We start from the raw sequence: 20,330 nt of genomic DNA on the forward strand, positions 1-20,330 counted from the left end.
ATTTATCGATCTGACGTTGGACATTGTAGCAAGCAATGGTACTTTTCTTTACTTCTAAAAGAACTTAGCGCTTTGTTTAAGTCTAATAAGGAAATACCCGATTTGATTGAGGGTGGGTTTTAGCTGGAGATCCTAATGTATAAGGACTTTTTCGGGTTTGTTGAACTGCCATTTTCCATAGTTCCAAACTCGCGTTATCTGTATCTGAGTCAACGTCATAAAGAGGCGATTACGCATCTGCAGGCGGGGTTAGGCGATGGTGGTGGTTTTGCTATGCTAACCGGTGAAGTAGGGACAGGTAAAACCACGGTTGCTAAAGCCATGCTGGCAAACTTGGATGAGAATACGAAAGCGGGCTTGATCCTTAATCCGACCTTCTCAAGCCGCGATTTACTTGAAGCTATTTGTGACGAGTTCAAAGTCACCTACCCCGAAGAAGCGAGCCTCAAGCAGCTTAACCAAGCGATTCATGATTACTTATTGCGCAATCATAAAATGGGCTGGACGACCTTATTGGTGATTGATGAGGCTCAGCACTTAGCCGCTGATGTGCTTGAACAGCTTCGCTTATTAACCAACTTAGAAACGGACACCAGAAAGCTCCTCAAAGTGCTGTTAGTTGGTCAGCCAGAGCTGCAACGCTTGCTGCAAACCACTCAATTGCGTCAACTTGCTCAACGGATTACTGGTCGATATCACCTGCTACCACTCGATGAGAAAGAGACTGCGGACTATATTACTTTCCGCCTGCATACTGCTGGTGGTGATAAACAGTTGTTTGACCGTAGCTCGACCAAATTGATTGCTAAGTACAGTCACGGCATCCCACGCTTGATTAACCTGATTTGTGATAAGTCGTTAAACCTGAGTTACCACAAAGGTAATGTTGTGGTTGATAAGCAAACAGTACATCAGGCTTGTGAAGAGGTGATGCAGTTCCAAGCCGAAATTTACCAGCAAGACCAGCCTGTCCGTCGTAGCTTTGAATGGCCTACTTGGGGCTCTGCTGCGATTGGCGTGTTTGCCGCGGTAGGTATTGGTTGGGCAGTGATGCAGAAAATGCCATCTCAAGTTAGTACCAGCATCCAACCTAATCCCATTCAAGTTGCTCAGACGACATCGCAACCTGTAACTGCAGAGATGAACGAGCAACTCACCAGTGAACAACGCAATATGCTCTTAGAGCAGACGCAATCGAACTTGGCAGTTAATGAACTGTACAAGTTGTGGGGCTATCGTGCCTCTGTTCGTGACAACTTGTGTTTGTCCGAACCGCAATCAACCATGCGTTGTGAGCGTAAAATGGCAACGTGGCCGTTGTTAGTGCAACAAAATCGCCCTGTCATCTTAGAGCTGAATTACCAAGGGCAAGTGGGTTACGTCCTGTTGTACGCGATTGGAAATGACAAGGTGGAAGTCCTTAATGGTAGCCAACGTTTGCGATTGCCTGTTTCATGGCTTAAACCATTGTGGCAGGGCAATATCATTGAATTGTGGCAAGCTCCTCTGAGAGAGACCCTACGTTTAGATATGGAAGGTCCAGCAATTGAAGTATTGGATACCCTTCTCGCTCAAGCGGTGAATGAACAGCCATTAGGCACGGACATCTTTGATGCTGCATTAAAAGAGCGAGTGGAATTGTTCCAGCGTTGGCAGGGCATTGGCGTTGATGGTATTGCCGGTCAAAGAACTTTAGAGCGCTTACAGCAGAGCGTGCAAACTGATGCTCCTGCCTTGAAACAGATTAAAGAGGAGGGCGCATAATGTCAGTCATGAAGCATGTGGGGCTCTTTTTATTGCCGGTAAGTATTACGGCAGTCGGTGCTGCTTGGTATTTGGACTTATTTGCTCAAGAGGGCATAGCTCCAGCGGCAACAGAGATACAAGCACAAGCAACCAATGCATTGGTCGAGCTTAAATCTACGACTAACTTTGAAAGCTTGAGTTATCCTGAAGAGCCCCAATTGGCGCAGCTTCAGCGTGAATGGCCAACAGCAGAGCTCTCACAGGACATTGGTACCTTTATTGGTGAAGAGTATGCGAGTAATGACGCCGTTCCTGGTGAGCAAGAGCTACTCAACGAGCCTCAGAAAACAGTAAAAACAAGCCCTACAATGCGAAGTGGTGATGACCTTGGTTTGTCTTTAGATGATCTTGATTTGTCCTCATTGTCGCCTGACCTTGCTTTGAAAGTAGAGAACGCGCTTGCGAACGATGACGAGCCATCGACAAACGATAGCTCGTCTGTTGACGATTTAGAGCGAGAAGCTCAACAATGGCATGGTCGTTTGCCTGCTCTTAACTTACAAACTCACATGTACTCAAGTGATGTAAAGCGACGTTGGGTGAAAATTAACAATGTTGAGTACCACCAAGGCGATGTTGTCGATGGGCAAGTGACCTTAAAAGAGATCCAACCTCAAGCGGTCATTGTCGAATTCCAAGGCGAGCAGATCCGTATTCCTGCTTTGTATGAATGGAAAGGCTAGAGGCATCCTATCGTTTCTTTCTCTGTATCATTCAGGACTAAACAGACAAAACAAAAAAGCCAGTCGAGTTCGACTGGCTTTTCTTTTACCGATTCATCAGAGTAAGGTGATTATGCCCAACCTGCTGGTGATTTCTTTCTACGTGGGATGATATGAGGAAGAATCAAACCAAACAGTAGACCTAGACCTGCAACACCACCACCGTAAGTAAAGTACTTCAGTAACATGTCGTCTTTTTGTGTGTCTAGTTTGGCGCGAAGTTCGCGGTTTTCTGTTTCAACAGAAGTAAGCTGGTCGCTGATTTCAGAGTATTTCTTCTCTAGATCAGAAATTTGTTGGTTGCGTGTTTCTAGTGAGGTTACTAGACCCGCTTTTTCTGTGTCTGAGTTCTGGCGTGCGTTTGCCAGTTGCTCTTTCACTTCTTTCAGTTCTTTCTCAACGCGAGGAAGGCGGATTGCCATGCTCTCTTGGTTAGTTACAAACTTGCTTTGAACCCAGCCAGTACGACCGCGTGCATCACGGATTTGGGTGTAACCCGTGTCTTTGTTTGTTTGAAGAAGTTGTACTTTAGAGCCTGCGTTAACACTACCCATGATACGGTAAGTGTTGTTTGGACCAGAGTGCATGAAAGTGAATAGGTCATCAGAAATATAACGGTCTGCCGCTAGTGCCGCTGGCGCTGCTAGCAAAGTAAACAAAACCGTGATGATTAGTTTTTTCACAGTAAATCCCTTAACGATTTTCTTGGATACAGCTTTGGCACCGAATTATTGGAGCCGGAAATAGACGAATATTATGCAGTTTCAAACTTAGGTGCAACAAAGAAGGGAGGCAAAGCCTCCCTTTCTGTGCGTTTGAGTCAATAATGACAAAGCGTTTACATTGTATTGACCCAGCGCTTCGCGCTAAAGCAGTGTTACGAGAACATCGCTTGGATGCCGTAGAAGAATACGACTGCTAGTAGTGCACCAGCAGGTAGCGTAACGATCCAAGATGCAACGATGTTACGAACTACGCCCAAGTTAAGGGCTGCAATACCACGAGCGAAACCTACACCTAGAACCGCACCAACCAGTGTTTGCGTTGTAGAGATAGGTAGACCTGTACCTGACGCTAGAACTACTGTACATGCTGTTGCTAGCTGAGCAGCAAAGCCACGGCTTGGTGTTAGTTCAGTGATACCAGTACCAACTGTTGCCATTACTTTGTGACCTAGTGTTGCTAGACCAACAACGATACCAAAACCACCTAGAGGAAGAATCCACCATGCGATTGAGCTTTTCGTTGTGATTTCACCCATGTGCTCAACAGTTGATACAACTGCAGACAGTGGACCGATCGCGTTAGCTACGTCGTTTGAACCGTGAGCGAATGCCATAGCACACGCTGTGATAACCATTAGTACGCTGAAGATACCTTCTACGCCAGCAAAGCTGCGGTCTTCTTCACGGTTAGCAAATTTCTTCTGAATGTAGAAGTAACCGCCAGCCATTACTGCTGCAGATACGACTGCTGCCCACATCCATGCTTCACCGTTGCTAAGGTGTAGACCTACGTGTTTCAGACCTTTCTTGATAGTTACAAGTGCAATCACCATCGTCGTGATGAACATGTAAACTGGAACGAAACGTTTTGCGTTGAATAGTGGGTTCTCAGTATCAAAGATCAGACGCTGTGCGCTGACAAAAATGACGTAAGCAAAGAATCCTGAGATAACCGGAGTAATAATCCAGCTACCGACAATCCCTTGTACACTGCTCCAATCAACTGCTTCAGTACCTACAGACACACACGCAAAACCGATGATTGCACCGATGATAGAGTGAGTAGTCGATACTGGCCAGCCCATGTAAGAAGCAAGTAGAAGCCAAGTACCAGCCGCAAGAAGCGCTGACATCATGCCGTAGACAAGAATATCAGGTTGGCTAGCAAATAGAGATGTTTCGATAACACCTTTACGGATAGTGTCGGTTACTTCACCGCCTGCAAGGTATGCACCCGCAAATTCAAAGATCATCGCAATGATGATTGCTTGTTTTACGGTTAGCGCTTTTGAGCCAACAGATGTACCCATAGCATTAGCAACGTCGTTCGCGCCAATACCAATCGCCATCATGAAACCAAAAATCGCTGCAACAATAATCAGGACAGTGCCGTAGTTCGCAAGGATATCCATCGTAATACCTAGTTGTTTTATAACAAGCGGAGCAAAATTTTGCGCGCGTCAGCCCATAAGACGGTGAATTTTGTCATCGTCCATCTGACACGCGTGAATAATGCTCTTCGTTATGTCGTTAACTTATGTTTTAAGATCGAGATAGCATGACTTCCAAACGAGCACCTACGCGCTGCGCTTGGTCGGCAATACCACCTACCCATTCAAGAATCTTGTACAAGAACATGACATCGATAGGGTTCATGTCAGATTCAATCACCATCAGTTGTTGGCGAAGTTCAATCTGCATTGCATCGGTATCATCTTCAATCACGTCCAATTGATGAATCATTTCAGCAACGAGCGTTACTTCACGGCCTTTGAAGCCGGTCTCTAGAAGTTCATCAAGTTCGTTAATTACTTTTTGCGCCTGATCAGCCGCATCAAGACAACGTTGAACGTATGCGAGGAAGTTTGGTTGGAGAGCCTCAGGAATGACAAGTTGACGACCATATACACGGCCAGCAATGTCTTTTGCCAGGTTAGCAAGTTTGTCTTGTTGAGTTAGAAGCTCAAGCATGTCAGTACGATCGACTGGCATAAACAAACCGCGAGGCAGTTTTAGACGGATTTCACGTTTTAGCACGTCCGCCTCTTTCTCTAGGTGAGAAATTTGAGCACGGATTTCAGCTGCTTTTTCCCAGTCACCCTTTGAAGATACTTCAAAGAACTTAACCAGGTGTGAACAACATTCGTTGACACACACAACGTGGCGCTGCAAAGGCTTAATTGGGGACTTTGCAAATAACCCCATAATTGTATTTACTGGCATGGTCATTCAACCTAATAACTATAACCTTAAAAAAACATACACCATTTCTTGGCGAAATGTTGAACGATGGCTATAAAGGCGCGCATGTTAACGCATTAAATCGCTCATTAAAACTGTTTTAGATCATCATTCGGGTGATATTTCTTTCTTGCCGTGTGAGAAATTAGGCAATATCCTGTTTCTATCTGCTTTGAAAGGTATAGCTATGGAAACCGAGATAGAACTGAAGTTTTTTGTTTCTCCTGAATTTTCAGAGACTTTAAGAGCTAAAATTTCCGAAACAAAAGTACTTCAGCACAGTAGTCGTGATTTGGGTAACACCTACTTTGATACCGCTGATAAATGGTTAAGAAAGCACGACATTGGTTTAAGAATTCGCCGTTTTGATGATGTTTTTGTCCAGACTGTAAAAACAGCAGGACGCGTTGTTGCAGGCCTTCATCAAAGACCAGAATACAATGCTGAGCACACCAGTAATGAGCCGGACCTCACGCTTCATCCTTCTGATATCTGGCCTTCTGGCAAAGATGTCGCTACGCTACAAGCGGAACTGACGCCGCTCTTTTCTACCAACTTTACTCGTGAACAATGGTTGATTGGGATGCCTGATGGTAGCCAAATCGAAGTTGCATTCGACCAAGGAGCTGTGATTGCTCAAGGTACGGATGGAGAAGAGAAGCAAGATCCTATCTGTGAAGTTGAATTAGAGCTGAAATCGGGTCAGACAGACGCTTTGTTTACCCTTGCTCGCAGTTTGTGTGAGGCAGGTGGTATGCGCCTTGGTAACCTGAGTAAAGCTGCGAAAGGCTATCGCTTAGCCAGTGGTTACGCTGGTGATGAAGTCAAACCACTAGCATTAGTGGACAGCACGAAAAACGACACAGTCGAGTACTGCCTGATTAATTCGCTAGAGCATGCGCTATCGCACTGGCATTACCATGAGCAAATCTACACTGAGCGTGATTGCGTTGAAGCATTACGTGAAATCGTTAATGCGATTCGCTTTATCCGCCAGACATTTACTATCTTTGGCAGCATGGTGCCGCGTCGAGCAAGTGCAATTCTTCGCCAAGAAATGAAGTGGCTAGAAGAAGAGCTTGAATGGTTAGATGAACACGCTCACTTAGAAGAGCTGCTAGATGATAAAGGCAACGTGCTGCGCAAACTTGATGCGCGTAAGTTCCTTGTTTCTGAGTTGACACAACAACTGGGCGAGTTGCCAAGCCGCGAAGCGGTGTTAGAGCTATTAAGCTCTGCACGTTACACCGGTTTGTTATTGGATTTGAGCCGTTGGATTCTGACGCGTGGTTGGCAGCCATTTTTGGATGATAAAGCGCGCGAAAAGATGTCGAGCAACATTCAACCTTTCTCAGTGAAGCAGTTGGATCGCACTTGGGCTGAGCTGATGGAAGCTTTCCCCGCAGAGCGAGAACTCTCGGCTCAAGAGTACGTGGATCAGCGATACCGTCTTTTACGTAACTTGTACACCGGTATCGGTTTTGCGAGCTTGTACGATGCAGAAGAGCGCAATACCTTCCGTTTACCATGGGCAGACCTAGTGCATGGTATCGACGACCTGCTTATGCTTAATCACCTTCTGCCATTAATTGGCATGTTAGAAGGGGAAGAACAAGAGCAGTTAGAGCGCTGGCTACACCGCCAAGAACGTTCCATCCTGCATGCCATGGATCAGACTCGCGCAATCAGTGTTGAAGTCGAGCCATACTGGCAAGAATAAGAGTAAAAAATAGGACCCTCTGGTCCTATTTTTTTGTCTGTTGTTTTTGCTCTTGCAGTTCATCTTCGATGGACTGCAGTCGATTTAAGATCTGCTCCTGCCTTTCTAATACTTGCTCCAAGAGCTTCTCTTTATTCTTAGAACGATTGTCCTGTTGTCTGGTCGGTGCGGTTAGGATCGACGTGATCAAACCTGAAATCATACCGAAGATGCCGACACCACAAATGATGATCAGTACGGCAAGCAGCTTGCCTCCTGTCGTGACTGGATAGTGGTCGCCGTAGCCAACGGTCGAAATAGTGACAAATGCCCACCACAAAGCGTCTGTTCCTGTTTGAATATTGGCTTCAGGGTTTTGCCCTTCAATAAACAACATGGCGCTAGAACCAAGAGTGATGAGAACCACCATTAACAGCAGAATAGACGCTAATGTAGTTTCACGGCGGTTTTGCTTGAGCTGGAAAAGAATGAACTTTGAAGAGCGTAAGACCAGAATGACACGCAGGATGTGAAATAAGCGAGCAAAGCGCAAAGGCTCAATCATTGGGATGCTCGCCACAAAATCAATCCAGTGATGCTTGATAAATGACCAACGATCTGTGGCTCGGATCAAATCTACGATGAGCTGCAGTAGAAAAATACTACAGATTATAAAATCCAGACCGATAAGAACTTGACGGGTTTCGTGATCAAGTGGGAAAAACAACAGGCCTGAGATCACAAATAGCGCCATAAAGGACAATATTAGTGATAGCAACCCCATCGGTTTGGTGCTGTCTTTGATATCATAGTTTTTCATACGAAGCTCGAAATAAATCGCGCAACCAGAGCCAATCGCGCGCATAACTATAAGTAATACAAAGACTATATAAGACTCGGTGGAGAACTGACAATGGAAAAGCTGGCATTTAAGCCGTGGGAAAGGGTGATATCCGACATCAAGCTCGTTCCGAAAATGGTCATGTTGATGGTATTCAGCACCATCTTGATTGTGGCAAAGCAATTGTGGGACGCAAGTACCTTCTACAACTCATTACTTGCAGCAACGCAAAATGAACAAGTTGCCCAACAGCACTATGAAGCCTACTTAACACAAGTGGCTTGGCAAACTGCATTGTTGATTGTGGTGTTTGTGGTGTTACTGCTTGCAGCAGCTCGTGTCATGCTACGACAAACACAATATTTGAACGATGCAATCAAGTTAATGGCAAGCAAAAACCTTTCTGTGCCATTTGGTATGGATTGTAAAGACGAATACGGTGACGTAGCGCGTGAGCTAGAGAAAACCCGTCGTCAGTTGCATGATGTCATCCAAATGCAGATCAACGCATCTGATGAGCTTGCAACGTTGACCGAAGTGATGACATTGAGTATGTCGGAAACAAAAGAGTCGGCACAAGAAGAGTTTAATGAGATCGATCAACTTGCTACCGCAATGAGTGAGATGTCATCGACAGTTCAAACGGTTGCGGATCATGCGCAGACGGCATCTTCATTGACCGAGCAGGCATCAACGCAAGCCGTGACTGGTCAGCAGTTCTTGCAGAAAACGGTCTCTAAGATGAGTGAACTGTCTTCCGATATCGCGTCTTCGGCAAGTGCCGTTAACCAAGTAGAAGAGCGTGTTGACGCAATTGGTAGTGTCGTTGGCACCATTCAAGGTATTTCTGAGCAAACTAACTTGCTTGCACTGAATGCGGCAATTGAAGCGGCGCGAGCTGGTGAAGCTGGTCGCGGCTTTGCTGTCGTTGCAGATGAAGTTCGTAACCTTGCACAACGCACTCAGCAAGCAACCGTTGAAATCCAAGAGATGATTACTCAGCTTCAATCAAGTGCCACCTCAGCAGTGGAATTGATGGAGAAAAGTGTTGTTGAAGCAGCAGAAGGGGTAGAGCTGGTATCAAATGCTGGTAGCGAGTTGGACGGCATTGTTGGGCAGGTGACGCAGATTAACGACATGAACTTCCAAATCGCAACGGCGTCAGGCCAACAAAGCAGCGTTGCAGAGGAAATGAGTCAAAACTTAACCAACGTTCGTGAGCTTGTTGAAGCTTCAGTTGTGGTCGTGACTGAGCTATTGGAAACCTCTGAGATGATGCAAAGCAACGCCGAAGAGCTAGATAAGAAGATTAAATCTTTCGAAGTCTAGTTTCTGTAAGCTTTGATAAAACGCCCACAAACCTTTTGTGGGCGTTTTTATTTATGCCAACTCTGGTATAAAAGAGTGTATACCTCTCAAACCACAGTGCTTTTCAAACAAGGAAGAAAAATGCAGCTGCCTTCGTCACTGATTTCTGTCGCGGATTCCGCGGTCCAAAATGCTGAGCAAGCGGGATACTTTCAACAATGGCCTACCGAGATTGCCGAACAGTTTCGTTTTGTGTCTGGTCTAAGTAAGTTCATTACCGAAGCGATTCACCGTGATGAGAAACTCGCGCAAGACTTGCCAAACATGCTGGCAGAAAATAGTCGACAACAAGCGTATCGTGTTCGTCTAGCGGAGCTGTTGGCTGGATGCCAAGATGAGATGGCTGGGCATCGTGTGCTGCGTCAGTTCCGTAACCGCGAAATGGTTTACATTGCGTGGAAAGACTTCACCCATACTTGGACGTTAGAAGAATCGCTTTGTCATTTGTCTCAACTGGCTGAAGCGATGATCTTCGAAACTTATCAATGGCAATACAAGATTTGCTGTAATGAGTGGGGCACGCCAACCAATGCCGAAGGTGAAGCGCAGCCTATGCTGATCATCGGCATGGGTAAACTTGGTGGCGGCGAGCTGAACTTCTCTTCTGATATCGATCTGATTTTTACTTATCCAGAAAACGGTGAGACACAAGGCGCGCGCCGCAGCATTGCTAATGCGCAATTCTTTACCCGTTTAGGGCAGCGCATCATTAAAGCGCTCGACCAACAAACCTTTGACGGCTTCTGTTACCGCGTGGACATGCGTTTGCGTCCGTTTGGTGAGAGTGGTCCGTTGGTAATGAGCTATGCGGCACTAGAGGATTACTACCAAGAACAAGGAAGAGATTGGGAACGTTACGCGATGATCAAAGCGCGTGTGATGGGCAGTGAAATGTATCCGCAATATCAAGAGTTGCGCCAGATGCTGCGTCCGTTTGTTTTCCGCCGTTATATCGACTTCAGCGCGATTCAATCCCTGCGCCGCATGAAATCAATGATCAGCAGTGAAGTGCGCCGTCGCGGTTTGAGTAACAACATTAAACTGGGTGCTGGCGGCATTCGCGAGATTGAGTTTATCGCTCAAGTGTTCCAGTTAATTCGTGGTGGTCGTGAACCTTCTTTACGTGGTCGTGGTTTACTAGAAACTTTGAATGCCATTGGTGAGCTAGGTCAGCTTACTCAATCAGAGGTTGATAATCTTGAAGCTGCCTATAAATATCTGCGCCAGCTAGAAAACCTGTTGCAAGCCATGGCAGACAAGCAAACGCAAACCTTGCCGGATTGTGAAGATGAGCAATTGAAACTTGCTACGGCGATGCGTTTTGAATCTTGGGATACGCTCATTGCTCAAACCCAACAACACATGGCAAATGTCCACAAGGTGTTTGAAAGCTTAATCGGTGATGACGAAGAAGATGAAACAGAAGCGGTGGCTCGTCATTTTCACGAATTGTGGGACATGGCGACCAAGCAAGATGTGCTTGAACACGTTCTACAAGAGGACATTAAAGCTGAAAACTCACAAGAGTTAGCAAAAACCATCATGCAGTTCAAAGCGGACTTGGCAAAGAAAACACTTGGACCGCGTGGTCGTGAAGTGCTAACTAAGTTGATGCCTAAAGTCTTTGATGCGGTATTTGCCCACCCAGATGCGCAATTCGGTTTGCCACGTGTTTTGCACTTGCTGCACAACATCTGCACTCGTACAACGTATCTTGAATTGTTGGATGAACATCCGGCAGCCTTAATACAACTGGTTCGTTTATGTACCGCCAGTCCTATGATTTCAGAGCAGCTATCGCGTTATCCGATTCTGCTTGATGAGTTGATCGACCCTCAGCATCTGTACAACCCAATTCCACTTGATAGCTACCGAACAGAGCTACGTGATTTCCTTGCCCGCATCCCAGAGGATGATATGGAGCAGCAGATGGAAGCGCTGCGCCAGTTTAAGCAAATCTGTATCTTACGTATTGCAGCGGCAGACATTGCTGGTGTATTGCCCGTCATGAAAGTGAGTGACCACTTAACGTATTTAGCGGAAGCGATCGTTGAAGCGGTAGTGAACCAAGCGTGGCTGCAAGTGTCGGAAAAGTATGGCGAGCCAACGCATGTGAAAGATCGTGAAGGCAAAGGCTTCGCCGTGATTGGTTACGGGAAAGTCGGCGGCTGGGAACTGGGTTATAACTCAGACCTTGATATTGTGTTCATGCACGATTGCCCAGTTAACGTTTATACCGATGGTAAAAAAGAAATCGATGGTCGCCAGTTCTATCTTCGTTTAGCGCAGCGCATCATCCATATTTTCTCAACTCGTACAGCATCAGGCATTCTGTATGAAGTGGATACTCGCTTACGCCCATCTGGCGCTTCAGGCTTATTAGTCAGCCCAACAGATGCATTTGATGATTATCAACATAAAGATGCCTGGACGTGGGAGCATCAAGCTCTTGTGCGTGCTCGTATGATTTATGGTGATGAGCCTTTGGCGATCGCCTTCCATAACACTCGCCACGATGTGTTGTGTAAACTGCGTAACCAAGACACGTTAAAGAAAGAAGTGGTCGATATGCGTGAGAAAATGCGTGACCATCTTGGCGGGAAAAAGTCCGGTCGTTTTATGCTTAAGCAAGATAACGGCGGCATTACCGATATTGAATTTCTCGCTCAATACCTTGTGCTCAACTACAGTCACAGTAAGCCTAAGCTCATTCGCTGGTGCGATAATGTACGTATTTTTGAAACTCTAATCGCACAAGGTGTCATGGAAGAAGATCAAGCGATGCAACTGACACGCGCATACACATCAATGCGCGATGAAATTCATCGTCGAAACTTGCTTAACTTAGATGCCGATGTGGCAGAAGAGAAATTTATTGCGGAGCGAGAGTGGGTGAAGCAAGCATGGAATCAATGGTTTGCCTAAGCAGAAGTAGTGCACAAGGTTCAGCCTAGAAAAAGGCTGTGTTAAACTCACCACGATTTAATTTTTGGAGACCAATAATGAAACCAATTCTACCTGATTACAACAGCGCTGGTGTGCTTATCATCGGCGATGTCATGCTAGATCGTTACTGGTATGGCCCGACTGGACGTATCTCTCCTGAAGCGCCAGTACCTGTTGTGAAAGTAGAAAATAATGAAGAGCGTCCGGGTGGTGCTGCGAACGTGGCAATGAATATTGCCTCACTTGGCGGTCACGCTCACATTGTTGGTCTAACGGGGATGGATGAGCCAGCGAAAGTTCTGACTGAAACGCTGAACTCGCTAAAAGTAAAATGCGATTTCGTCGCGCTGCCTGATTACCCAACCATCACTAAACTACGTGTGATGAGCCGTGGTCAGCAATTGATTCGTCTGGATTTTGAAGACAAGTTCGAAAACACCGATGCTGAACCTGTGTTATCTCGTATGGAAACTGCTTTGCCAAGCGTGAAAGCTGTGATCATGTCTGATTACGCGAAAGGTTCGTTAGAGCATGTACAGGCTTACATCCAGAAAGCACGTGCTGCGAATATCCCAGTCTTCATCGACCCGAAAGGTGCAGACTTCGAACGCTACCGTGGTGCAACGCTACTGACACCAAACATGAAAGAGTTTGAAGATGTTGTTGGTAAGGTGAAGTCAGAGCAAGAGCTGGTAGAAAAAGCGCTAGCACTAGTAGAAGAGTTCGAGTTTGAAGCTCTATTGGTAACGCGCAGTGAAAATGGTATGACGCTGATCCGCCGTGGTCAGGAACCATTCCATCTACCGACTCAAGCAAAAGAAGTCTATGACGTAACTGGTGCGGGCGATACGGTGATCTCTGTATTGGCGGCTTCTGTTGCCGCAGGCAAATCATTTGAAGAAGCTTGTGCTCTAGCCAATGCAGCGGCAGGTGTTGTGGTTGGTAAATTGGGTACCTCAACGCTTTCTGAAATTGAGCTGGCAGAAGCCATTCACGGTAGCCAAGATACAGATTACGGTGTGATTTCAGAGCAAGCTCTGATTGAAGCCGTGAAGAAAGCACGAGCGAAAGGTGAGAAGGTTGTGATGACTAATGGTTGTTTCGATATCTTACACGCTGGTCACGTGTCTTACTTAAACCACGCCGCAGAACTCGGTGATCGCTTGATTGTTGCGGTAAACACGGATGATTCGGTAAAACGTCTAAAAGGTCCTGGTCGTCCAGTAAACCCAACCGATCGTCGTATGGCTGTGTTAGCTGGTTTAGGTGCTGTCGATTGGGTTGTGCCTTTCAGCGAAGACACGCCTCAACGCCTTATTTCGGAAGTACTACCAAGCTTGTTAGTGAAAGGTGGTGATTACAAGCCTGAAGAGATCGCTGGTGGTAAAGAAGTGATTGCCGCAGGCGGTGAGGTTCGCGTGCTGAACTTTGAAGATGGTTGCTCAACTAGCGAAATCATCAATGCCATCAAAGGCGGTAAAGGCTAAGCCTTCCTTGCTTTCGATTCTTAAAGAAAAGGTCGCTCTATGGGCGACCTTTTTTGATCGTAATTGTTTTTTGGAATGTAATGCTTAGCAAAATAGCTCGCAATAAAAAACGCCAGTTGAAAGCTCAACTGGCGTTTTATGCATTATACCCAAGTCATTCTCGCTGAACTAAGCGTCTCGAGGTTACTTGGGTATACATGAGACATTTATTTTGCTGGCTTAAGGCCTGCATCAACATCTAGGATATCTTGCTCGCTCAGTGTACCTACCGCTTGGCGTAGCTGAAGACCAGCAAGAATGTAGTTGTAACGTGCGTCTGACAAGTTCTTGTTTGCATCGTATAGACGGCGAGTTGCGTCTAATACGTCAACGATAGTACGAGTACCTACATCGAAACCGGCTTCTGTCGCTTCTAGTGCAGATTGCGCTGACACTACAGACTGTTCGTACGCTTTTAGTGCGCCGATAGAAGCGTTGATGTTGTTGTTTTGTGCACGCACTTCTTTCACAACACTACGGTATTCTTTTTCCAGCTCTTCGCTTGCTGATACATAGCCGTATTCTGCTTGTTTCACTTCAGACGTTGTACGACCACCAGTGTATAGAGGAACTGCTAAGTTAACACCGACTTTGAAACCGTCAGTCGTGTTATCTGTAACACTTTCAGATGTATCTGCGTAGTTGTAGCCACCGTCTAGCGAAAGCGTTGGCAGGTGACCAGAGCTTGCTAGTGAGATGTTATCGCGCGCGATGTCTTGTCCGATACGTGCAGATAATAGGCTCAGGTTAGTTGTCTTCGCTTCTTCAATCAATGTTTCAGCAGCTTCAGAAGAGCGGCTTGCAGAGAAGCGAGCTGTATCTAGAACGTTTAGGTTCTTGTGCTCTTGACCTGTAATCTCACGTAGCGATTCGTAGCTGTTGATTAGCGAGTTTTCCGCCAATACTTCGTCTGCAAGTACAGCATCGTATTGTGCTTGCGCATCGTGTACGTCAGTGATTGCTGACAAACCAACTTCAAAACGTTGTTTAGTTTGCTCTAGTTGGCGACCAACCGCTGCTTTTTCTGCACGAACGAACACTAGGTTGTCTTGTGCGCGTAGCACTTCGAAGTACGCTTGAGAAACTCGAAGGATCAAACCTTGTTGTGTTGCGGCATAGTTTGCGTCGGCACGACGAGCTGTTTTCTCTGCGGTATCAAGCGTGATCCAAGATGCACGGTTGTATAGCTCTTGTGTAAAACCAACACCTGCTGACAGTACATTTTCGTCAGTAGACGTTTTTCCGCCTGCATCTAGATCTCTGTCGCCACGAGTGATGTCGTAGCCTGCTGTCAAGTTGATCTGTGGTAGTAGGGCACTGCGGCTAGAGTTGATTGCTTCAAAAGCTTGATCACGCTGCGCTGCTACACTGAGCAATTGAGGATCATTTTGTTTTGCTAAGTCATAGATTTCAGCAAGAGAGTCTGCCCATGCAGATGTACTCATACTGCCTAGCGCTGCACTGATAAATAGTGGAAGCAGTTTTTTCATTTTCTATTCCCGCGGTCTATAGATTGGTTAATTCTCAGTAGTTTAACTCAATTTGGACGATATTTACTCGAAACTTTGCACTTTTTTACACGTAATTATCCAGTTGTGCAATAAATAAAGGAGAATTGCTTAAAATAATTTATAACTATTGTACAAAAAGTTGAGCCAAGTCCTTTGAGCAAGCGAATAACAATGAGTAAACTACAAGATTCACTCAGAGAGGTGTTGAATGCAACAGTGTGACAAGCAACAGAATGATTTTACTCCCCAAGATGTGGAAATAATCTCAAAAGAAACCGTATTTAAAGGCTTCTTTAAAATGGTGAAATACCGTTTTAAGCATAGATTATTCGCCGGTGGCTGGAGTGGGATTGTCGAACGAGAAATGTTCGAACGTGGTCATGCTGCAGCCATGCTCCCGTATGACCCCGTGACTGACCAAGTCGTGATCATAGAACAGATCCGCGTTGGAGCATTAGAGCATTCGCACCCATGGCAGTTCGAAATTGTTGCTGGCATGATTGATCGAGATGAATCAGCAGAAGCTGTGATTCGTCGAGAAGCAGAAGAGGAAGCGGGCATTCAGGTAGGACGTGTTGCTTCGGTTACCTCTTATTATCCCTCTTCGGGCGGCTGCTCAGAGAAGCTTGATGTGTTCATTGGTGAAGTCGATGCATCTAAAGCGCATGGCATTCATGGTTTAGACTATGAGAATGAAGATATTCGAGTCCATGTAATGAGCCGTGAAACTGCGTATCAGTGGGTGAAAGATGGCAAATTTGAAAATGGTGCTTCAATCATTGCGCTTCAATGGTTGCAGTTAAATCATCAAGAATTGACATCACAATGGGGTAAATCCCCTATGGTGGAGAGTAAGTAATGGCGCAAGTAGCTGAAAAGCAAAGATACCATGTCGACTTAGCAGGTCTTATGAGAACTTATGAGACCAACTATGCGAAGTTGAACGCTTTGCTGCCTGCCTCTGCCGAAGTTGGTGACGTACGCTGTTATCAGGCGGCGAATATGGTTTATCAACTGACCGTGAATGAAATCACAAAATACACCACAGTTGTTGAGATATGTCAGAGTGATGAAACACCAGTGTTTCCTTTACCGACGATGTCTGTCAGGCTTTATCACGATGCGAGAGTAGCTGAAGTATGCTCAAGCGGAGAGTTTTCTCGCATTAAAGCTAAATATGATTATCCCAACGACCAGTTGATGCAGAAAGATGAAAAGCATCAGCTTAATACGTTTCTTGGTGAATGGCTGACATTCTGTTTACGAAGTGGCATTAGTAGAACGCCGCTTGCCTTCAATTGATTGTCACGTCACTAAGGAAAAATAACAAAAAACTATATAGTGGACGAATCAGGTTTTCATTTTGCAACCATCTAGTGACAGCATAAAGCTATTACAAATCACGGATACTCATCTGTTTGAGGCAGATGAGGGCAGTTTGCTGAGCGTAAGAACCGCCGACAGCTTTGCAGCCGTGGTAAAAGAGATTCTTCATCGTCAAGTGCCATTTGAATACATCTTGGCTACAGGCGATATTTCACAAGATCATAGTGCAGAGTCATATCAGCGTTTTGCTGAGGGTATCTCGCCGCTGAAAAAAGATTGTTTTTGGCTTCCGGGCAACCATGACTACAAGCCAAACATGGGTAGTGTGCTACCATCCCCTCAAATTCAAGCTGTTGAACACCTAAAGCTGGGTGACGATTGGCAGGTAATTCTGCTGGATTCGCAAGTGGTCGGCGTTCCTCATGGGCGATTAAGCGATCAACAACTGACTTTGCTTGAAGAAAAGCTCGCAGAAAATCCGCAGCGACATACGTTGGTGCTTTTGCATCATCATCCACTTTTAGTGGGCAGTGCTTGGCTAGATCAGCACACGCTGAAAGACGCAGAGGCGTTTTGGCAGGTCGTAGACCGATTTGACAATGTGAAGGGTATTCTCTGTGGTCATGTTCATCAGGATATGAACATTATTCACAAAGGTATTCGTGTGATGGCAACGCCTTCAACGTGTGTACAGTTCAAGCCGAACTCTGATGACTTTGCATTAGATACACAGTCACCAGGCTGGCGGGAATTAGAACTACATAGTAACGGTGACATCTCGACACAAGTTAACCGTTTACCAGATGGTCAATTCCAGCCAGACTTTACCTCAAGCGGATACTAATCATTACCATGCCCGAACTTTATGTTCGGGCTTACTTTTTTACATGAGGCAACCATGAGCCAATCTTCTTTGCTGCTTTATATTCACGGTTTTAACAGCTCACCGCTTTCGATGAAAGCGAACTTAATGAAAGAGTATTGTGAGCAGCAGCGTCCAGATATAAAAGTCATCGTGCCTCAGTTACCATGCTTCCCTCAACTTGCTGCACAATGCTTGCTCGATATCATTGAGCAATACAAAGATGACTACAACATCGGCTTGGTGGGTAGCTCATTGGGTGGATACATGTCTACTTGGCTCAATGATAAGTTTGGTTTTAGAGCAGTGGTTGTTAACCCCGCGGTGAAGCCGTATGAGTTGCTGGTGGACTATTTAGGGGAGCAAACTAACCCCTACACGCATGAAACCTATACACTTGAAGCTTGTCATATTGACGAGCTAAAAGCTCTTGATGTACAAAGCATCGCGTCGCCTCAATCCTTTTGGCTTTTACAACAAACCGAAGATGAGGTTTTAGACTATCGCCAAGCCGTAGAAAAGTTCGCACAAGCGACGCAAACGGTAGAAGAGGGCGGTGATCACAGTTTTGTAGGCTTTGAGCGTTATCCTGCTCAAATCATTGAATTCTTAAAACTGTAATACTAAAGAGACGGATTGGAATAGGCTCATAGTTTTTATTGATATATCCAACTGTTTCTTGACATAGTCGATATGCTTTCCGACTATGTTTTGCCAAAAAGATCTTAAGGGTATTTAAGCCCTGACTACTTTGTTATGCATCTTCTTTATCTTTAGATAAATGTGCAGACGGGGTAGCTTTTTCGTTTCTCGAGTACAGCTCGCGTGAATGCGAGGCTCGGGTTACAAGTAAACTTTGAGAACAATTCCGTATTATGACTGAACAATATAATGCTGGTGCCATTGAAGTACTGAATGGCTTAGAGCCAGTACGTCGCCGACCAGGGATGTATACGGATACAGCGCGCCCAAACCACTTGGGCCAAGAAGTTATCGATAACAGTGTCGATGAAGCGCTTGCCGGACATGCCTCAAAAGTACAAGTCATCCTACATGCTGACCAATCACTAGAAGTGATCGATGATGGTCGAGGCATGCCTGTTGATATACACCCAGAAGAAAAGGTATCAGGCGTTGAGCTGATCCTATGTAAGCTTCATGCGGGTGGTAAATTCTCCAACAAGAACTATCAATTCTCTGGTGGTTTGCATGGTGTAGGTATCTCTGTAGTAAACGCGCTATCAAAGCGTGTTGAAGTGACGGTTCGTCGTGACGGTCAAATTTATGAGATTGCTTTCGAGCATGGTGACAAGGTTTCTGACCTCACTGTCACAGGGACATGCGGTCGTCGTAACCGTGGTACCAGCGTGCATTTCTGGCCAGATGCAAAGTACTTTGATTCCGCAAACTTCTCTGTTACGCGTCTGGTGAACAACCTACGTGCGAAAGCAGTACTTTGCCCGGGTCTGGAGATTACGTTTACCGATAAAGTAAACAACAAAGACTACAAATGGCACTACGAAGATGGTCTTAAAGACTATCTAGCGGAAGGTGTGAAAGGTTATCCAGTTCTACCTGAAGAACCATTTACTGGTGAGTTCTCAGCAGAGACTGAAGCGGCAAACTGGGCAGTAATCTGGCAGCCAGAAGGCGGCGAGATGATCACGGAAAGTTACGTGAACCTTATCCCTACCGCTCAAGGTGGTACACACGTTAACGGTCTACGCCAAGGTTTGCTTGATGCGATGCGTGAGTTCTGTGAATTCCGCAATTTGTTACCTCGTGGTGTGAAGCTAACTGGTGATGACGTTTTCGACCGCTGTTCTTACGTCCTGTCAGTTAAGATCCAAGACCCGCAATTTGCCGGTCAAACCAAAGAGCGTTTGTCTTCTCGTCAAACGGCTGCCTTTGTCTCTGGTGTAGTAAAAGATGCATTCAGCCTATGGTTGAACGAAAAGCCACAACTGGCTGAGCAGTTAGCGGAAGTGTGTATCGCGAATGCCCACCGCCGTATGCGTGCTAGTAAAAAGGTTGTGCGTAAGAAGGTTGCATCAGGTCCTGCTCTACCAGGCAAACTGACAGACTGTTCTGTGCAAGATCTCAACCGCACCGAAATCTTCTTCGTGGAGGGTGACTCGGCGGGCGGTTCTGCTAAACAAGCACGTGATCGTGAGTTCCAAGCGGTAATGCCACTGCGCGGTAAGATCCTAAACACGTGGGAAGTCTCTGCAGACCAAGTGCTTGCATCTCAAGAAGTGCACGATATCTCAGTTGCTCTGGGTATTGACCCAGACAGCGATAACCTAGACAGCCTTCGTTACGGTAAAATCTGTATCCTTGCCGATGCGGACTCGGACGGTTTGCACATCGCAACGCTGTTATGTGCGCTGTTCACTCGTCACTTCCGTGCGCTGGTTGAAGCTGGTCATATCTACGTCGCGATGCCGCCTCTATACCGTATCGACTGTGGCAAAGAAGTATTCTATGCCTTAGACGATGACGAAAAAGATGGTGTATTAGAGCGCTTGTCTAAGAAGAAAGCCAAAATCAATGTGCAACGATTCAAAGGTCTGGGTGAGATGAACCCACTTCAGTTGCGCGAAACGACCATGGATCCAAATACGCGTCGCTTGGTTCAGCTAACCATCGATGACTCGGCGGCGACCATGGAAATGATGGACATGCTGCTTGGTAAGAAACGAGCAGATGATCGTCGTTCTTGGCTGCAAAACAACGGCGATATGGCAGAGGTTTAAC

The 20,330-nt window shown here is 46.0% G+C and carries 16 protein-coding genes; 11 read left to right on the top strand and 5 right to left on the bottom strand.

Annotated features, from left to right (window positions below; genetic code table 11):
- Positions 1-135: 135 nt before the first annotated feature.
- Positions 136-1,764 (top strand): ExeA family protein, encoded by a 1,629-nt coding sequence (locus tag MHO32_RS01405; protein WP_050934699.1) that lies wholly within the window; start codon positions 136-138, stop codon positions 1,762-1,764.
- The gene (locus MHO32_RS01410) at positions 1,764-2,489 is read left to right on the top strand and encodes a general secretion pathway protein GspB (RefSeq protein WP_222325826.1); all 726 of its coding nucleotides are present in this window, start codon (positions 1,764-1,766) and stop codon (positions 2,487-2,489) included. Before MHO32_RS01405 ends, MHO32_RS01410 begins: the two co-directional genes overlap by 1 nt.
- Before the next feature lie 110 nt (positions 2,490-2,599).
- Here MHO32_RS01410 and MHO32_RS01415 read toward each other — a convergent pair whose 3' ends face one another.
- The 3 genes from MHO32_RS01415 to MHO32_RS01425 all read right to left on the bottom strand — a co-directional run bounded on the left by MHO32_RS01415 (position 2,600) and on the right by MHO32_RS01425 (position 5,476).
- Positions 2,600-3,211, bottom strand: a complete 612-nt coding sequence (locus MHO32_RS01415; RefSeq protein ID WP_005450408.1) for a TIGR04211 family SH3 domain-containing protein — start codon at positions 3,209-3,211, stop codon at positions 2,600-2,602.
- A gap of 194 nt (positions 3,212-3,405) precedes the next feature.
- Positions 3,406-4,665, bottom strand: a complete 1,260-nt coding sequence (locus MHO32_RS01420; protein ID WP_005450407.1) for an inorganic phosphate transporter — start codon at positions 4,663-4,665, stop codon at positions 3,406-3,408.
- A 130-nt stretch (positions 4,666-4,795) separates the two neighbouring features.
- Entirely contained in the window at positions 4,796-5,476 is a 681-nt protein-coding gene (locus MHO32_RS01425) for a TIGR00153 family protein (RefSeq protein ID WP_005450406.1), read from the bottom strand.
- A gap of 205 nt (positions 5,477-5,681) precedes the next feature.
- Here MHO32_RS01425 and MHO32_RS01430 point away from each other — a divergent pair, with 205 nt between their 5' ends.
- Positions 5,682-7,214, top strand: coding sequence for a CYTH and CHAD domain-containing protein (locus MHO32_RS01430; protein ID WP_009697592.1), 1,533 nt, complete (start codon positions 5,682-5,684; stop codon positions 7,212-7,214).
- A 25-nt stretch (positions 7,215-7,239) separates the two neighbouring features.
- Here the strand turns inward: MHO32_RS01430 and MHO32_RS01435 are convergent, their stop codons facing one another.
- A complete protein-coding gene (locus tag MHO32_RS01435; protein ID WP_239210542.1) occupies positions 7,240-8,058 on the bottom strand; it encodes an ion transporter in 819 nt (272 codons plus the stop codon).
- A gap of 48 nt (positions 8,059-8,106) precedes the next feature.
- On the opposite strand from MHO32_RS01435, the gene MHO32_RS01440 reads away from it, so the two are divergent.
- The 3 genes from MHO32_RS01440 (at position 8,107) to hldE (ending at position 13,835) form a co-directional block, all read left to right on the top strand.
- Positions 8,107-9,363 (top strand): methyl-accepting chemotaxis protein, encoded by a 1,257-nt coding sequence (locus tag MHO32_RS01440; protein ID WP_005450397.1) that lies wholly within the window; start codon positions 8,107-8,109, stop codon positions 9,361-9,363.
- A gap of 120 nt (positions 9,364-9,483) precedes the next feature.
- On the top strand, positions 9,484-12,327 hold the full coding sequence (gene glnE / locus MHO32_RS01445; protein ID WP_239210543.1) for a bifunctional [glutamate--ammonia ligase]-adenylyl-L-tyrosine phosphorylase/[glutamate--ammonia-ligase] adenylyltransferase: 2,844 nt from the start codon (positions 9,484-9,486) through the stop codon (positions 12,325-12,327).
- A gap of 77 nt (positions 12,328-12,404) precedes the next feature.
- Complete coding sequence (gene hldE, locus MHO32_RS01450) at positions 12,405-13,835, top strand: bifunctional D-glycero-beta-D-manno-heptose-7-phosphate kinase/D-glycero-beta-D-manno-heptose 1-phosphate adenylyltransferase HldE (protein ID WP_005450394.1); 1,431 nt, start codon at positions 12,405-12,407, stop codon at positions 13,833-13,835.
- Between the two features lie 206 nt (positions 13,836-14,041).
- Here hldE and tolC read toward each other — a convergent pair whose 3' ends face one another.
- Positions 14,042-15,364, bottom strand: a complete 1,323-nt coding sequence (gene tolC, locus MHO32_RS01455) for an outer membrane channel protein TolC (protein WP_005450392.1) — start codon at positions 15,362-15,364, stop codon at positions 14,042-14,044.
- Positions 15,365-15,593: 229 nt separating this feature from the next.
- On the opposite strand from tolC, the gene nudF reads away from it, so the two are divergent.
- The 5 genes from nudF to parE all read left to right on the top strand — a co-directional run bounded on the left by nudF (position 15,594) and on the right by parE (position 20,329).
- Positions 15,594-16,244 (top strand): ADP-ribose diphosphatase, encoded by a 651-nt coding sequence (gene nudF, locus MHO32_RS01460; protein ID WP_005450390.1) that lies wholly within the window; start codon positions 15,594-15,596, stop codon positions 16,242-16,244.
- Positions 16,244-16,687, top strand: a complete 444-nt coding sequence (locus tag MHO32_RS01465) for a DUF1249 family protein (protein WP_005395930.1) — start codon at positions 16,244-16,246, stop codon at positions 16,685-16,687. Before nudF ends, MHO32_RS01465 begins: the two co-directional genes overlap by 1 nt.
- A 61-nt stretch (positions 16,688-16,748) precedes the next feature.
- The gene (gene cpdA, locus MHO32_RS01470) at positions 16,749-17,555 is read left to right on the top strand and encodes a 3',5'-cyclic-AMP phosphodiesterase (protein WP_239210544.1); all 807 of its coding nucleotides are present in this window, start codon (positions 16,749-16,751) and stop codon (positions 17,553-17,555) included.
- Between the two features lie 54 nt (positions 17,556-17,609).
- On the top strand, positions 17,610-18,194 hold the full coding sequence (gene yqiA / locus MHO32_RS01475; RefSeq protein WP_009697597.1) for an esterase YqiA: 585 nt from the start codon (positions 17,610-17,612) through the stop codon (positions 18,192-18,194).
- A 254-nt stretch (positions 18,195-18,448) separates the two neighbouring features.
- Positions 18,449-20,329, top strand: a complete 1,881-nt coding sequence (gene parE, locus MHO32_RS01480) for a DNA topoisomerase IV subunit B (protein WP_005447744.1) — start codon at positions 18,449-18,451, stop codon at positions 20,327-20,329.
- Position 20,330: the final 1 nt, after the last annotated feature.

Origin of the sequence: Vibrio sp. MMH1-50 (assembly GCF_022347645.1) — a bacterium.
Taxonomy (GTDB): Bacteria; Pseudomonadota; Gammaproteobacteria; order Enterobacterales; family Vibrionaceae; genus Vibrio; species Vibrio harveyi.

What these genes read in the sequence shown, in the direction of transcription:
- MHO32_RS01405 (WP_050934699.1), top strand. Translation starts at nt 136, where the DNA reads ATGTATAAGGACTTTTTCGGGTTTGTTGAACTGCCATTTTCCATAGTT.
- MHO32_RS01410 (WP_222325826.1), top strand. Translation starts at nt 1,764, where the DNA reads ATGTCAGTCATGAAGCATGTGGGGCTCTTTTTATTGCCGGTAAGTATT.
- MHO32_RS01420 (WP_005450407.1), bottom strand. Translation starts at nt 4,665, where the DNA reads ATGGATATCCTTGCGAACTACGGCACTGTCCTGATTATTGTTGCAGCG.
- MHO32_RS01425 (WP_005450406.1), bottom strand. Translation starts at nt 5,476, where the DNA reads ATGCCAGTAAATACAATTATGGGGTTATTTGCAAAGTCCCCAATTAAG.
- MHO32_RS01430 (WP_009697592.1), top strand. Translation starts at nt 5,682, where the DNA reads ATGGAAACCGAGATAGAACTGAAGTTTTTTGTTTCTCCTGAATTTTCA.
- MHO32_RS01435 (WP_239210542.1), bottom strand. Translation starts at nt 8,058, where the DNA reads ATGCGCGCGATTGGCTCTGGTTGCGCGATTTATTTCGAGCTTCGTATG.
- MHO32_RS01440 (WP_005450397.1), top strand. Translation starts at nt 8,107, where the DNA reads ATGGAAAAGCTGGCATTTAAGCCGTGGGAAAGGGTGATATCCGACATC.
- glnE (WP_239210543.1), top strand. Translation starts at nt 9,484, where the DNA reads ATGCAGCTGCCTTCGTCACTGATTTCTGTCGCGGATTCCGCGGTCCAA.
- hldE (WP_005450394.1), top strand. Translation starts at nt 12,405, where the DNA reads ATGAAACCAATTCTACCTGATTACAACAGCGCTGGTGTGCTTATCATC.
- tolC (WP_005450392.1), bottom strand. Translation starts at nt 15,364, where the DNA reads ATGAAAAAACTGCTTCCACTATTTATCAGTGCAGCGCTAGGCAGTATG.
- nudF (WP_005450390.1), top strand. Translation starts at nt 15,594, where the DNA reads ATGCAACAGTGTGACAAGCAACAGAATGATTTTACTCCCCAAGATGTG.
- MHO32_RS01465 (WP_005395930.1), top strand. Translation starts at nt 16,244, where the DNA reads ATGGCGCAAGTAGCTGAAAAGCAAAGATACCATGTCGACTTAGCAGGT.
- yqiA (WP_009697597.1), top strand. Translation starts at nt 17,610, where the DNA reads ATGAGCCAATCTTCTTTGCTGCTTTATATTCACGGTTTTAACAGCTCA.
- parE (WP_005447744.1), top strand. Translation starts at nt 18,449, where the DNA reads ATGACTGAACAATATAATGCTGGTGCCATTGAAGTACTGAATGGCTTA.